Genomic DNA, 14,933 nt, shown 5'->3' with positions numbered 1-14,933 from the left:
ATTTAGTTCGAAAATTAATAGACGAGAAACCAGAGCAGCCATAAGCTGGTCTATTTTTATTATCTAAAAAAGGAGAGGAAAAGATGGATCGTATTGATGTATTATTAAAAACTTTTATTGCCACTTTTGGTGGCTTCTGTGGGTATTTTTTGGGAGGATGGGATGCAACATTGAAAATCTTATTGACGATGGCAGTTATTGATTATTTAACTGGCATGATTGTAGCAGGATATAACGGAGAATTAAAAAGTAAAGTTGGTTTCAAAGGCATCGCCAAAAAGGTGGTGCTTTTTCTTTTGGTCGGAGCGGCCGCTCAACTAGATTCAGCACTGGGAAGTAACAGTGCAATTCGTGAAGCGACTATTTTCTTCTTCATGGGTAATGAGTTACTTTCACTTTTAGAAAACGCTGGTCGTATGGGAATCCCCTTACCTTCAGCATTAACAAATGCAGTTGAAGTTTTGGGTGGAAAACAAAAACAAGAAGAGAAAAAGGGAGATGTCCAATAATGGAAATTAGAAAAAAATTAGTTGACTCAAGTAAATATGGTACAAAGTGTCCGTATACAATGAATCCAGAATTCATTACAGTCCACAATACGTACAACGACGCTACAGCAGAAAATGAAGTCTCTTATATGATTCGCAATGATAATCAAGTATCGTTTCATATCGCGGTAGATGATAAGGAGGCTGTACAAGGAATTCCTTTAGAGCGTAACGCCTGGCATACTGGCGACGGTAACGGGAATGGTAATCGTAAATCTATTGGGGTTGAAATTTGCTACTCTTTAAGCGGTGGAGATAGATATTATAAAGCGGAAGACAATGCAGCTATCGTTGTAGCACAACTAATGAAACAGTACAATATTCCAATTCATAAAGTTCGTACACACCAATCATGGAGTGGGAAGTACTGCCCTCATCGTATGTTGGCAGAAGGACGTTGGAATAACTTTATTGAAAGAGTCCAAAATGCATACAATGGAGACTGTAAAGAAAATCCTACGCTTATTCCACCGTCAACTAATGGGACAGGTATTGCGTATATTGAGGGGAATGGTATTAACCTTCGTAAAGGCCCAGGTACTGGATACGGGATTATTCGTCAATTAGGTAAAGGTGAGTCCTATGAAGTATGGGGGCAATCAAATGGATGGTTAAACCTTGGTGGGGATCAGTGGATTTATAATGATCCATCATACATTCGTTATACAGGAGAAAATATGCCGGCACCATCTACACCTTTAAATGAGGGCATTGGTGTAGTGACTATTACAGCTGATGTATTACGTGTTCGTAAAGGTCCAGGAACTAACTATGGTATTGTAAAAAATGTGTACCAAGGGGAACAGTATCAGTCGTGGGGATATAGAGATGGTTGGTATAATGTTGGGGGAGACCAGTGGGTTTCAGGTGAATATCTGAAATTTGAAAGATAAAATATATTATATTATGTAAAAGTAAATGCAACCTATGTGTATGTGAAGTAAGGAAATGAAAAAGAGCATCCCTCTTTTTCTATATTACAGTATCGGCAGTTTAATTATATGAATCCACTACATACAATATGACTCGAAAATAATAAAGACACCTTCCCCAGCTGAAGGTGCCTCATATGGTGATTCTCTAGATGTATAAATAGTATATCCAATATTAGTGAAGGATAGAACTTATTATTGAACGATAAATGTATATGTTAAATATATTTTCACAAAAGAATAGTTTTATTAAAATGAATAATAAAAACCCAGAGCGCTCTTGAGGAGTGCTTTGGTTAAATAGGATGATCACTATCTAAGAAAAACGGGGCAATTAAATATCCCAGTATTTATGTATCTCTTTAATTTAATTTATTCAATATATTATACCAGTTAAAGTTCTTTACTGGTGTCTGTTTTTACAATGAATGATAGAATCCATCTATTAAAATTAGAATATAACCCTATTAATTTCCTGATTATTGAATTATAGTATAAATGTGTTAAAAAATAAGAGGGAAGGGGATTAAAAAATGAAAATTTTTAACAAGTGCCTCCTAGTAACTTTTACAACCATGCTAGCATTTTCCTACACTGCACCTTCAAGTGTTTCTTATGCTGAGGAAAGTCGGGATGTTAACACTATCAAGACTGAGGTTAGTGGTTTAGAAATCGCTAAAACTAAAGAGATTATGGATGTTATTCAAGAATTGGATCGAAATTTAGATATGGAGAATCTATCTAATAATACTCCGGAAGATATCTTAAAGCTGAGTAAAGCAACACAAGATTTTTATTATTCATATAAAAATATAAGTGATTTCCACAATGGAAATGTAAGTGCAGACGATGTAGCGAATCTTATCGCATCTAAAGTCAATGAAAACTCTATCAATAATAATCCGAATTACGCAGCACAGTATGCTGCAGTAAGATCAAAAGACTTTTATATTTCAAACTACCAAGTGAATGAAGTAGTAAAACTTGCTGGTTTACATGGAACAGGATGGGGATTTGCAATTGCATTAGCTAAAAAATTCGGCAAAAGTCCTACATGGGTCACTTTAATGATCGTAGCTGTTCCAGCCTTAGGTGCAGGTGCAATTAACTATTGTAATAATAAAAACAAAGGTATTATTATCAATAGGCTTTCTTTTGGTGCGACGCATACCTTCACTTGTCGTTCACAATAAAAAGGGACAAGGAATTAATTCCTTGTCTTTTTGTTTATTATAAAATCACTTGCAAAAAATATGATTAAACCCAGTACAAGTATTAGAAAGGAACTAGATATAAGCTCTCTATCAAACAATAACTCACATACAGAATTCATAAATAACACAAGTCCCCAAAAACAAAAGGTAATCCAACATGCATTATTAGATGAACTCTTCTTTTTAGTACTATCGTTTTCAAAAAACATATATATCTTATACCTCCATCAATTAAATGTGCGTGTTGTACTACTTCTATAACTAATTAGACATACTTCATAAAAACCCTTTATATTAAGGTCTAGTCACAGAGTAGCTGTTCTAGTCCGTCACATAAATTACTCTGGTAACCTTAGTACGCCTTGTCTAAGTACCTATCCAACATGGTTTTGCTAATTCCAGTCGCCGCTGTAATTTCCTTAATCGTGTAGTCTTTACTTTTATACATTTTAATGGTTATTGCAATTTTATCTTCTCTTTTATTAGGTGACCACCTTTCTTTCCTCTTGTGTCGGGCCGCTTGCAGACCAGACTTTATTCGTTTACTAATAATACCTCTTTCTAATTCAGTAATACTGGCCATTGTACAAAAGCAAGAGTTGTCTTTATTTGTTAATATTTACCGTTAAAAGTCTGAAAATTATGTAGAAATATACTTTGCTATTCTTTTTTCTTCCTTTTTTTGTTATCCTTTAATGTAAGACTATTCAGAAAGAAGGAAGTGATTTTATGGATGCTCCAGTGAAGGGGAATGAACAAGTTACGAAATTACTTAATGACTGGTATCAAGCAATGTTAACACAACAGTATGTAAAGGCGTCAAACTTGAAAGAAAAAATTGATCATTTAATTAATAATTTACAACATGAAAAAGACACAGAATTACAAGACCAAAACTTATTATTATATTACTCTTTATTAGATTTTAGGTATAAGGTTCTAACTCAAGGTATTAATATTTTACCAAGTGAATTTGATGAAATTGAGAACTTCAATAAACCAGTAGACAATTATTTAGCTTATTACTACCACTTTTATAAAGCAATACATAATACATTTTTGTCTAATTATGCAGAGGCTGGGGAACAATTTGAAGAAGCAGAATCACTTCTAAAATATGTCCCTGATGAAATAGAACAAGCAGAATTTAATTACCGCTTAGCAACATTCTACTATCAAACATATAAGCCCCTCCCCTCTATAACGTATATAAACAAAGCAAAAACAGCTTTTCATAATAATGAAGGCTATGAGATAAACGTAGCATTATGTGAAAATGTACTAGGATTAACATGTATACAGATAAGACAATTTGAACAGGCTGAAGAACACTTAAATAAAGCAATAGATATTGTCAAAAAGGGTGATAACACAGAACTGTTATTACGTCTTAGAAACAATATAGGGTGGTTATATGCTAGTCAGGGGCTTTCGTCTTTAGCTATCCGCCACTTATCAGAAGTAACTGAACATTTACCAAACCATTATAAGGCCATCTTTTTACAAGCTAAGGAACATTATAAATTGAGGGAACATACAGCAGCCAATAGGTTAATAGAACAGGGGCTAAGAACGTCTACTCAAATAGGGAATCAAGAGTATATACACAGATTTAATATATTAAAGGAATTGAATGATGAATCTGATTTAAATGTATTAGAAAGTGTAATAGAAGCAGGAATTTCCTATTTTGAAGTAGAAGGATTAACAAAGTGTGTTCAAGAATATGCTGAAATTCTCGCTACTATGTTTTATAAAGAAGCGAACGACAAAAAAGCAAGTAAGTACTTTTATATCAGTAATGAATCAAGAAAACAATTTGAAGAAAAAGGGGCGTTAGTGTGATGGAAAAGTTAAAGTCAGTATTATTACTTCCCATTATAGCAGTAGGGTTTATTGCAATGGCTGAAGGTGATACACCTGCACCACAAAGACCTGATTTAGCATATGGTGAGGGGCATACTAATGTTATAAGTAAATTAGAAGCACACGGGGATCATGGTGGTGCACCCGCTTATGACCACGGAAGACCGCCTTCACCAGCATATGAATATGTGAAATAACAAAAAAGCCAACTTTATTTAGAATAGGGTTGGCTTTTTGGGTGCTATGATGTTTAAAATTTATTTTTAGATAATGCCTTTAATATCGGATTTATAATTCTGCTAATTAAACGAAATCCCCTGAATATAGAGCTAACAACTTTCATAACGTTAGAATCTCTTTTTATTTTAAACACCTACTTTCGCAATTCCGCTTGTAGAATAAAGTTTTCTTTTATACTGCCTTTATATGTATACCTTATTTTATTCTTTTGATAAACCTTGGTATGATCTTTACTAAATATTGTTTCGTCACTAAGGCCAAGTTCTTGTTTAACTAAATTGCGTTCTCCAAAATTCAGTGAATCATCCATCGTTCCTATTAATAATAAGAAAGCGAATTTAAAGTCTTCCATCTCAGTAAAATAAGCATTTGGAGTCATTGCTAATGAAGCTTTTTTTATATTTTTATTATTATCAGTTTCTAAAACAATAATAATATTGTCTGATAAACCAATAGACGTTCTCCCGTCTTTTAAAATTTCAGTTGAGTTAATTTTTAGCTTTGTTTTTTCTCCCATCTCTTTCAATGCTTTTTCTACTCTTTTTGTGTATTCATCTACTGTTAATTTAGCCTCCTTATTTTCTGCAACCGCAGGTTTAGTGCCATCCTTTTTATTACCACTAACACCAGCAGCAACAAAAATTATTATTAGTGCAGCAATAATCCAAACCCACCATTTTTTATAAAACGGTTTTTTCATATAGTTTCCCTCCATAGATTTATACCTAAATCATACCAATTTCATACAACAACTGTAAATGTTAGTTTGTAATATATTGACGAAACAGAACAGTTGTTCTATAATTTATACAAACAAATGTTCTTTTGGAGGTCATCTTATGAATCACTTACTTAAGTGTTCGTTCAATCAAAAAATACCAATCGAATTAATTTATTTAAAGAGTTCTGGAGATTTCTCTCAAAGAACTGTAATTGTTAGGAAGATATATGAAGATCGTGTATTAGTGTATTGCATGCAAAAACAACAAGTTAGAATGCTGAAATTAGCTAATATACTTTCTGTTGATAAAGTAAGAAATAACTATCAATATGCTTAAAAATAAATAATGAGGTGAGGTCATATGTCAACAGCAATTCCAAAACCACCAAAGAAAAAGGCTACTAAAAAAGAACCTAGACCATACATGGATGAATTCGAACAACAAGAGGCTGCTGAATTAATTCAATTGGCAGTACAAGATGATACAGAATTAGTATTTACTGTGTATCGAAAATATAAAGAACCAGATGTTATCCAAGGTAAAATAATCAAACTGGAACAACAACTGAATAGAATTGTAGTGAGTGATGGACCGAATGCAATACATAAAATTCAATTCATGGATATTTTGAAAATCGAAACGCCTAGTTAATTTAGCTAGGTGTTTTTTATATGGCCATAAATTCTTTATCGAAGTAGAACTTGTCCATTAAGTTGTTTACAATCCCGTTGAAATAAGCGAATTTACCTTTTTTCATTTTTACTCCGGATTTAATTTTCATAACAAATTCTTTAATAGCTTTTAAGCCAATAGTTAACTCTTGTTCTTTAGTAAATGCTGTATCACCTGTTGTATGGTTAACGATTTTATTGCACTGTCTTACGACCTTCCACAGTTCTTGAATTGTTTTAGATTCACTGTAAAAAAAGTTAACTAAAGAAATAAAACGTTCTGGTACCCAATGAGCAACAAAGTCAGCTTGTTCCATATTCTCTTCTGGAGTATTGCTATTCTCATTACTATTACGTTTGTTTATATCTTTTATATTTTGTTTTAATAAAACAGGTTTTGTTTTAATGGTAGGACACTTCTCGGACATTTTACCAGGTTTCTTGTTGGACACTTCCACAATTGGTTGAATGATAATAGCATTAGAAGTTTGAAGCATATCTTTTTTACGTTTCATCGCTACTTGCTTAATCATCTTTAAACCCTCAAGTTTCTTCATTAAACGTTGTACAGTTTTATATGAAACTTCCATCATGTGAGCAATTGAATTTTTACATAGGAAACTAACACCTACATATTTGCAGCTGTGGCGTTTTAAAATTTCAAGTAATGCAATTAGTTTAGATTTTACGTCGGTACGCTTAATAGACATACGGATAATGTCTCTATATGTACGTATAGTTTTGTTCAATTCTTCTAATTCTATAAATGGTGATAAGTTACGGAATGATTCTTCACTTGCTATAACATCTATGCATTTCTTTTCCATATTATAAGTCTCCTTCTAGGAAACAAAAAAGCAACGTCACCAATAATTTGGTAAACGTTGCTTAATAGACCCTGCATGATGTACAATAACTCATGAGAGTATAGCAAGTGTTTACCTGGTCAGCTCAGGTGAACGGTATAAGAGTGTTGGTAGCACTACTTATACACGCTGTGCTCTTTTGTTTTGTAATTTTTCGTATTTACGTGAACTTTATATGTTTATATTTAAATACAAAAAATCAAGTTATACATAGGCAAACGATCTTTATTGGAAGTTTAAACACGTCAATTGTACACCCGAGGGAAGTTTTTAAAGAAGCCTTCCGTCGTGCAGCAGCCTCTATCATATGTCTTCATAACCATCCCTCAGGAGATCCCACGCCGAGCCGTGAAGATATTGAAGTAACCAAACGCTTAGTAGAATGCGGTCAGATTATCGGAATTGAAGTGCTTGATCATATTATAATAGGTGACCATAAATTCGTGAGTTTAAAGGAAAAAGGTCATATTTAAGACTATGCTTTTTACTTATTTTGTTTTATAATGTGATTTATGAGTTTTTTGTAGAAATTTATCTACAAAAAGGATAAAGATATAAAAAACGTACTGTTTTTATAATATAAAGTAAGAAAAAATGAGTCCGTGAAAACAAGAAAGGAAGATAAATAATATGTTTGGATTTGGTGGATTTACTCGCGATCTTGGAATAGACTTAGGAACTGCGAACACGCTTGTATATGTAAAAGGAAAAGGTGTAGTTTTACGTGAACCTTCAGTAGTTGCGTTACAAACTGATACGAAACAAATCGTTGCTGTAGGTAGCGATGCAAAACAAATGATTGGTCGTACACCAGGGAACGTTGTGGCACTTCGCCCGATGAAAGACGGTGTAATTGCTGATTATGAAACAACTGCAACAATGATGAAATATTACATTCAACAAGCTCAAAAATCAAACGGTTTCTTCTCACGTAAGCCGTATGTAATGGTATGTGTACCATCTGGTATTACAGCTGTAGAAAGACGTGCAGTAATCGATGCGACTCGTCAAGCGGGTGCTCGTGATGCTTATCCTATCGAAGAGCCATTTGCAGCAGCAATTGGTGCAAACTTACCTGTTTGGGAACCAACTGGTAGTATGGTTGTTGATATCGGTGGTGGTACAACAGAAGTTGCAATTATTTCTTTAGGTGGTATTGTAACAAGCCAGTCAGTTCGTGTTGCTGGTGATGATATGGATGATTCAATCATTCAGTACATTAAGAAAAGCTATAACTTAATGATTGGTGAAAGAACAGCTGAAGCATTAAAATTAGAAATTGGTTCTGCAGGCGAGCCAGAAGGTATCGAGCCTATGGAAATTCGCGGTCGTGATTTAGTAAGTGGTTTACCAAAAACAGTACTAATTCAGCCAGAAGAAATTGCAGATGCATTAAAAGATACAGTAGATGCGATTGTAGAATCAGTTAAAAATACGTTAGAAAAAACGCCACCTGAATTAGCGGCTGATATTATGGACCGCGGTATCGTATTAACAGGCGGCGGGGCATTACTACGTAATTTAGATAAAGTAATTAGTGAAGAAACGAAAATGCCAGTTCTTGTTGCAGAAGATCCATTAGATTGCGTAGCAATTGGAACAGGTAAAGCATTAGACAATATCGATCTTTTCAAAACTGCTGCTCGATAATATTGCAAAATAAAAATCAGTGAAATTAAGAGGGTGTGAACGTGCCACAGTTTTTCTTAAACAAAAGATTAATTGTTTTGTTGGTTAGTATTATTCTTCTCGTGGCATTGATTGGAATCTCATTGAAAGAACGGAACAGTTTAACATGGCCAGAGCAGTTTGTTAAAGACACTGTGGGTGTTGTAGAACGTGTATTCCAAAAGCCAGCGAAATACGTAGCTGGATTCTTCGAAAATGTAGAAGATGTAAAGCGCACGTATGAAGAGAATAAAGAATTAAAAGCAAAATTAGATAATTATGCAGGTCTATCAGGGAAAGTAAAACAACTAGAAGATGATAACAAGAAGCTACAAGAGCTAACTGGTAAAAAAGAGTTAAATAGCGGGTATACTGAAATTCCAGCTACTGTTGTTTCTCGTAATCCAGATAAATGGTACGATTTAATTGGAATTGATAAAGGGGCACAGCAAGGAATTAAAAAAGATATGGCTGTAGTAACTTCACAAGGGTTAGTTGGAAGAGTGAAAAGTGTATCTCAGTTTACATCATCAGTAGAATTACTAAGTTCTATGAGCCGAACAAATCGCGTTTCTGCTATTGTACAAGGGCAAGAGAAAATCTTTGGTTTGATTGAAGGTTATGACAAAGAAAAACAATTACTTCTTTTCACAAAGATTGGCTCTGATGCACCGGTAGAAAAAGATCAACTAGTTGTAACATCTGGACTTGGTGATATTTTCCCGAAAGGTCTTGTAATTGGAAAAATCGTTGATGTTCAGCCGGATGCATATGGCTTAACAAAAACAGCTTATGTAAAACCTGCCGCTGATTTAAATGACGTAGAGCATATTACGGTTGCTAAACGTGCAACACCTTCAGCGCCATTAGAATAGGAGGAGAAGAAGAGATGATGAAGATATTAAAAAGAGCAGCTCTTCCTCTTTTGCTCCTTTTTGTGTTTCTATTTGAAAATATGTTTGCTACTGTTGTTCCAACGGATGTGTTTTGGAAAGACAGTATAGCAGCACCGCATTTCTTTATAATCGTCTTATGTTTTATTACAGTGTATTATAGTCCGGTCCAAGGGATTTATTACGGACTATTATTTGGCTTCTTATTTGATACCGTATACACAGAACTTGTCGGGATATATATTTTTGCTTATCCGATTTTAGCTTATTTAGTTTATAGTGTGATGAAAGTATTACAATTGAATTTATTTATTGTTGTTTCTATCATATTAGCTAGCATTGTAGCACTAGAGTATTATGTGTATGGCTTCTTAACTTTGTTAGGACGTACTCATATGCCAGCGCATGTCTTTTTCACAGATCGTCTCCTTTCTACTTTATTGTTAAATGCTATTTTCTTATTGATAGTTTGTTTCCCACTGAGACGATATATAGTGCGTCTTTCAAAAGCGATGGAAGAAAAAGAAAAAAGGATTTTCTAATTTTATGTCGAATTGAATCGGTGGGGTGAACTTTAGTGGAAGAAAAAAAGCAACAAAATGTAACGATAAAAGGGACAAAAGATGGGATAACGCTTCATTTAGATGATTGTTGTTCATTCTCAGAATTATTGATGGAATTAGACGAAAAACTTTCTACACATTACTACGATGGTGATGGGCGCTCTTTAATTGAAGTGCATGTGAAAGTAGGAAATCGTTATTTAACAGAAGTCCAACAAGAAGAGATTCGTACGTTAATTCGTAATAAAAAGAATCTTGTTGTGGATTCAATTGAAAGTGATGTTATCACTAAAGCAGAAGCAATAGCTTGGAAAGAAGAAACAGAAATTGTCCCTATTTCCAAAATTGTTCGCTCTGGACAAGTTTTACATGTAAAAGGAAATTTGTTGTTAATTGGAGATGTTAATCCAGGCGGAACGGTTATCGCTGGGGGGAATATTTTTGTCGTAGGATCATTAAGAGGAATTGCACATGCTGGGTATTATGGGGATTCAGATGCTGTAATCGCTGCATCTGTTATGAACCCGATGCAACTTCGAATTAGTGATGTGGCAATGCGGGCTCCGGAAGAGAAAGAAGACGGAGCGGAGGCGGCAGAATGTGCGTATATTAATGAGAACAATCACATTGTTGTCGATCGCCTGCAACTTCTCACTCATCTTAGACCTAATTTAACAAAGTTAGAAAGGGGAATTGTATAGCTGTGGGAGAGGCAATAGTAATTACATCTGGAAAAGGCGGAGTAGGTAAAACTACTACATCTGCGAACATTGGTACGGCCCTAGCGTTATCTGGAAAGAAAGTGTGCTTAATTGACACAGATATCGGTCTTCGAAATTTAGACGTAGTAATGGGGCTGGAAAATCGTATTGTATTTGATCTTGTTGATGTCGTTGAAGGGCGTTGCCGTTTACCTCAGGCTCTTATTAAAGACAAACGTTTTGATGATCTTTATTTATTACCTGCAGCACAAACGAGTGATAAATCAGCGGTAACACCTGAACAAATGGATGAATTAATACAAGTATTACGTCAAGATTATGATTACATATTAATCGATTGTCCTGCGGGGATTGAGCAGGGATTTAAAAATGCGGTAGCTGGTGCGGATAAAGCAATCGTTGTTACGACTCCAGAAGTATCCTCAATGCGCGATGCGGATCGTATTATTGGGCTTTTAGAAAAAGAGGATATTGAACCACCGAAACTTGTTATTAACCGTGTACGTAGTCATATGCTTCATGAACAGGATATGTTAGATGTTGATGAAATTGTACGTACATTGTCAATTGAGCTTCTTGGTGTTGTCGAAGATGACGATGAAGTTATTCGAGCTACAAATACAGGTGAACCTGTGGCGTTGCAACCAAGCGGAAAAGCAGCGTTGGCTTATCGTAATATTGCAAGACGCTTGTTAGGTGAGAATGTACCATTACAAGCATTTGAACAAGAAAAGGTATCGGTATTTGCAAAGGTGAAAAACTTCTTTGGAATCCGTTAAGAGCACTTCGCACATATGCGAGGTGCTTTCTTTTTTCTTCACACGAATATCTTTCTTTCTTAGCTCATACATATGTACAAACTGTATACAACTGTTTCTATTGAAATTAGCTTAACGAAAGAAAGGAGACAGTATGAAGAATAGACGCGTAGAAGAAATTAAAAAGCGGATTGCAAAAAGGAAGGCCGAGCAAGAAAGGATGGAGGAAGAACAGTATTTTACCGGAGGGAATTTTGATAGCGAAACAGTAGTTATTGAAGATGGAGAAAAGGAAATGCATCCTTTATTTCGAAAGGAAGTCTTTTTCTTCAAAGTTTTATTATCGGCCATATTAGTTCTTTCGGTTGCTATTTTATATAAGAATGCTCCTTCTTCATTCAATGGAGCTAAAGCTGTTACAGAAAAAGTGATGAAAGAGGAATTTCAGTTTGCTACTGTAGCGAAATGGTACGAAAAGCAATTTGGAAAACCGCTCGTATTCTATTCGCCAAACGAGAAAAAAGAAGGAAGTATTCAGCAAAAAGATTATGCAATTCCCGCTTCTGGAAAGGTAATGCAAGGGTTTCAAAAAAATGGCCAAGGTGTATTTGTCCAAACAGCTACAAATGCAACGGTTGAGTCAGTGAATGAAGGATTAGTTGTTTTTGCGGGTAAGAAAGAGGAACTTGGAAATACAGTTCAAATTCAACATGCAGATGGTACGGAGTCATGGTATGCAAACTTAAACGATATGTCAGTGAAATTATATGATTACGTTTCAAAGAAACAAAAAATTGGAACGGTGAGTAATGATACAAATGATAAAAATGGAAAGTTTTATTTCGCGATAAAAAAGAATGAAAAATTTATTGATCCGATCCAGGTGATATCATTTGATTAAATATAGAGACGTTTTGACGAAAATTTCCGTGCATCCATTATTTTGGGTTATTATTGTCATTGGTATTTTTACTGCACGTTTTAAAGAGTTACTACTGTTATTTTGTATCGTTCTTATTCATGAACTTGGGCATGCTATTGCAGCAGCACACTATAATTGGCGTATAAAAAGAATTCAGCTTTTGCCGTTTGGTGGCGTGGCCGAGCTTGAGGAACATGGTAATAAGTCATTGAAAGAGGAACTTGTTGTCGTAATTGCAGGGCCGATTCAACATGTTTGGATGATGCTGGTAGGTTATATGTTGTTTGAAGCCGGTTGGTTGAATGCAGATTTATATTATTTCTTTATGTGGAATAATATAATTATTTTAGCGTTTAATTTACTCCCTATTTGGCCGTTAGATGGCGGGAAAGTATTGTTTAATATACTATCATATCGTTTTCCTTATTTACAAGCACATGAAAAGATGATGAAATTGTCATGTGTTTTTTTTGGTGTAATATTAGGATGGCAGTTGCTCTGGAATAGTAACAATATTATGATGTGGGTACTACTCATATTTTTGGCAGTGTCGTTATATCAAGAGTGGAAACAAAGACGGTATGCATTTATGCGTTTTTTATTAGAACGTTATTATGGAAATAAAAGAGGGATTGAAAAGATTGCACCTATTGAAGTGCAATCAGAAGATCATTTATATAAGATATTCACAAAATTTCGTAGAGGATATAAGCATTCTATTATCGTCCGTGGAAAATATAAAGAGCATTACACATTGGATGAAAATGAATTGCTCTATGCATATTTTACTGAAAAACGAACAACCTCATCAGTTGAAGAATTAATCGGTTAGTGTTGACGATAGCACTAACCTTTTATTATTGTAAAAGCAAAGAAGATTATAAAGTGAGGAAATAATTTTGAAAACGTTATATGTGAATTACGCTGGTTCGGAAAAGCGCGTTGCAATTGAAGAGAAGAAAAAGATTGTTGAGTTTTTATGGAAACGTAATGAAGAGCAAGAGATTGTTGGGCATATTTATGTTGGACGTATCGTAAGAACAATTGCTGGAATGAACGCAGCTTTTGTAAATATAGTTTTAGAAAAACATGCGTATCTTTCATACGATGATGTACCACCTTCTTATCGTATACATGAAGGGCAAGCGATACTCGTACAGGTTGTGAAAGAGGCAATTGATACGAAAGGGCCTAAATTGACAGCGAATATAGAATTTACCGGGAAATATGTCGTTTATATGCCGTTTGATGAGATGCGAGCTGTTTCTCGGAAAATAAAAAATAATAAAAGAAGACAACAGTTACTTGAAATTGAAGTAGAAGGAACGGGAGGTTACATTTTCCGCTCTGCTTCTGAAAAAGGGGAAATTGAAGAAATACAAGCTGAAATGCAAGGGTTACAACAGTTGTATGAAGAGTTAAAAAGAAAAGAGGATCAAGGAAAGGCGCCGTTATTACTTCATCGACCGGCGACCTTTTTAGATCGTGTATTTCAAGAGAATCCAATTGAAACAATTGAAAAAGTAGTTGTAGATACAAGAAGTATAGTAAAAGAGTTAGAAGACAAAGTTGGAAAAGAAAAAGTATCTTTTTATAATGAAAAGTCTTCGATGTTTAACCATTTTGGAATAGAGCGTGAAATTGAGAAAGCACTCCAAAAAATTGTGTGGCTTCCAAATGGTGCTTATTTAATTGTAGAGCAAATGGAGACGATGACTGTAATTGATGTGAATACGGGCAAGTTTACTGGAAAACAAAATTTACAAGATACAGTACTTCGCACAAATGAGATGGCAGCTGAAGAAATTGCACGCCAATTAAGACTTCGTGATATTGGTGGTATGATATTAATTGATTTTATTAATATGAAAAAAAGAGAAGATAAAGAAAAGGTAAGAGAATGTCTCATAGCTGCTATGAAAGATGATCGTACTTATACAAGAGTACTTGGATTTACTGAGTTAGGAATTTTGGAGATGACACGAAAACGTAAAAAACATTCTTTACGTGACGTATTACTAGAAGAGTGTGTATCTTGCAAAGCGACGGGTTATGTAATGTCGTATGAAACAATTGCGTATGAGCTAGAGAGAGAATTAATCACATATGGCAACATAGAGGATGAGGCAGTATTAATCGCTGCGCCTAAAGAACTGCAAAAACAATTTTTGCAAAAAGAATTACAAAAAAATATTCCATTTGAAATTTATTTCAAAGATGATATTATCGAAAAGTACGCTATTATCCGTTTTGGAAGTAAAAAAGAAATTGTAGAACGGAAAAAATAGTTAGTAGAAGATTCATTGACAATACTCAATGAATTATGGTAACATCTTTATGTTATAGTT

At 34.5% G+C, this 14,933-nt stretch carries 17 protein-coding genes and 1 pseudogene; 16 read left to right on the top strand and 2 right to left on the bottom strand.

Going from position 1 to position 14,933, the window contains the following annotated elements:
* Positions 1–83: 83 nt before the first annotated feature.
* The 5 genes from ATL10_RS15490 (at position 84) to ATL10_RS15460 (ending at position 4,757) form a co-directional block, all read left to right on the top strand.
* Positions 84–509: a phage holin family protein gene (locus ATL10_RS15490; protein ID WP_110497127.1), complete on the top strand. Its 426-nt coding sequence runs from the start codon at positions 84–86 to the stop codon at positions 507–509.
* Positions 509–1,441 (top strand): N-acetylmuramoyl-L-alanine amidase, encoded by a 933-nt coding sequence (locus tag ATL10_RS15485; protein ID WP_110497125.1) that lies wholly within the window; start codon positions 509–511, stop codon positions 1,439–1,441. The genes ATL10_RS15490 and ATL10_RS15485 overlap by 1 nt, the downstream gene beginning before the upstream one ends.
* A 572-nt stretch (positions 1,442–2,013) precedes the next feature.
* Positions 2,014–2,673, top strand: a complete 660-nt coding sequence (locus tag ATL10_RS15480; protein WP_110497123.1) for a hypothetical protein — start codon at positions 2,014–2,016, stop codon at positions 2,671–2,673.
* A 750-nt stretch (positions 2,674–3,423) separates the two neighbouring features.
* Positions 3,424–4,539, top strand: coding sequence for a Rap family tetratricopeptide repeat protein (locus ATL10_RS15465; protein WP_110497117.1), 1,116 nt, complete (start codon positions 3,424–3,426; stop codon positions 4,537–4,539).
* Entirely contained in the window at positions 4,539–4,757 is a 219-nt protein-coding gene (locus ATL10_RS15460) for a hypothetical protein (protein ID WP_110497115.1), read from the top strand. Before ATL10_RS15465 ends, ATL10_RS15460 begins: the two co-directional genes overlap by 1 nt.
* A 176-nt stretch (positions 4,758–4,933) precedes the next feature.
* Here ATL10_RS15460 and ATL10_RS15455 read toward each other — a convergent pair whose 3' ends face one another.
* Complete coding sequence (locus ATL10_RS15455; protein ID WP_110497113.1) at positions 4,934–5,500, bottom strand: hypothetical protein; 567 nt, start codon at positions 5,498–5,500, stop codon at positions 4,934–4,936.
* 139 nt (positions 5,501–5,639) lie between these two features.
* Here ATL10_RS15455 and ATL10_RS15450 point away from each other — a divergent pair, with 139 nt between their 5' ends.
* Together ATL10_RS15450 and ATL10_RS15445 are read left to right on the top strand one after the other, a co-directional pair.
* A complete protein-coding gene (locus ATL10_RS15450) occupies positions 5,640–5,858 on the top strand; it encodes a hypothetical protein (RefSeq protein ID WP_110497111.1) in 219 nt (72 codons plus the stop codon).
* 24 nt (positions 5,859–5,882) lie between these two features.
* On the top strand, positions 5,883–6,173 hold the full coding sequence (locus ATL10_RS15445; protein ID WP_000100788.1) for a YolD-like family protein: 291 nt from the start codon (positions 5,883–5,885) through the stop codon (positions 6,171–6,173).
* A 16-nt stretch (positions 6,174–6,189) separates the two neighbouring features.
* On the opposite strand, the gene ATL10_RS15440 is transcribed toward ATL10_RS15445, so the two are convergent.
* Complete coding sequence (locus ATL10_RS15440; RefSeq protein WP_048556221.1) at positions 6,190–7,020, bottom strand: hypothetical protein; 831 nt, start codon at positions 7,018–7,020, stop codon at positions 6,190–6,192.
* A 206-nt stretch (positions 7,021–7,226) separates the two neighbouring features.
* Between ATL10_RS15440 and radC the strand changes: the two are divergent.
* The 9 genes and pseudogenes from radC to ATL10_RS15395 all read left to right on the top strand — a co-directional run.
* Positions 7,227–7,532, top strand: a pseudogene (radC, locus tag ATL10_RS15435) (RadC family protein); the annotation flags it as partial.
* 157 nt (positions 7,533–7,689) lie between these two features.
* A complete protein-coding gene (gene mreB / locus ATL10_RS15430) occupies positions 7,690–8,709 on the top strand; it encodes a cell shape-determining protein MreB (protein ID WP_000466736.1) in 1,020 nt (339 codons plus the stop codon).
* A gap of 41 nt (positions 8,710–8,750) precedes the next feature.
* Positions 8,751–9,602 carry a rod shape-determining protein MreC gene (gene mreC / locus ATL10_RS15425; RefSeq protein WP_001135487.1) on the top strand — a complete coding sequence of 284 codons (852 nt, stop codon included), beginning with the start codon at positions 8,751–8,753 and terminating at the stop codon, positions 9,600–9,602.
* Positions 9,603–9,616: 14 nt separating this feature from the next.
* On the top strand, positions 9,617–10,162 hold the full coding sequence (mreD, locus tag ATL10_RS15420) for a rod shape-determining protein MreD (protein ID WP_000975765.1): 546 nt from the start codon (positions 9,617–9,619) through the stop codon (positions 10,160–10,162).
* A gap of 35 nt (positions 10,163–10,197) precedes the next feature.
* The gene (minC, locus tag ATL10_RS15415; RefSeq protein WP_000391521.1) at positions 10,198–10,884 is read left to right on the top strand and encodes a septum site-determining protein MinC; all 687 of its coding nucleotides are present in this window, start codon (positions 10,198–10,200) and stop codon (positions 10,882–10,884) included.
* 2 nt (positions 10,885–10,886) lie between these two features.
* Positions 10,887–11,684: a septum site-determining protein MinD gene (gene minD / locus ATL10_RS15410; RefSeq protein ID WP_000503309.1), complete on the top strand. Its 798-nt coding sequence runs from the start codon at positions 10,887–10,889 to the stop codon at positions 11,682–11,684.
* A gap of 133 nt (positions 11,685–11,817) precedes the next feature.
* Positions 11,818–12,564, top strand: coding sequence for a stage IV sporulation protein SpoIVFA (spoIVFA, locus tag ATL10_RS15405; protein WP_000797475.1), 747 nt, complete (start codon positions 11,818–11,820; stop codon positions 12,562–12,564).
* Complete coding sequence (gene spoIVFB, locus ATL10_RS15400) at positions 12,557–13,417, top strand: stage IV sporulation intramembrane metalloprotease SpoIVFB (protein WP_000599064.1); 861 nt, start codon at positions 12,557–12,559, stop codon at positions 13,415–13,417. The genes spoIVFA and spoIVFB overlap by 8 nt, the downstream gene beginning before the upstream one ends.
* Before the next feature lie 67 nt (positions 13,418–13,484).
* A complete protein-coding gene (locus tag ATL10_RS15395; RefSeq protein WP_110497109.1) occupies positions 13,485–14,873 on the top strand; it encodes an Rne/Rng family ribonuclease in 1,389 nt (462 codons plus the stop codon).
* Positions 14,874–14,933: the final 60 nt, after the last annotated feature.

The organism is Bacillus sp. 196mf (assembly GCF_003217275.1).
In the GTDB taxonomy this organism is placed as follows: domain Bacteria; phylum Bacillota; class Bacilli; order Bacillales; family Bacillaceae_G; genus Bacillus_A; species Bacillus_A thuringiensis_S.
Note: the sequence above shows the minus strand (reverse complement) of the source record. Positions and strands in the feature narration are given on the sequence as shown.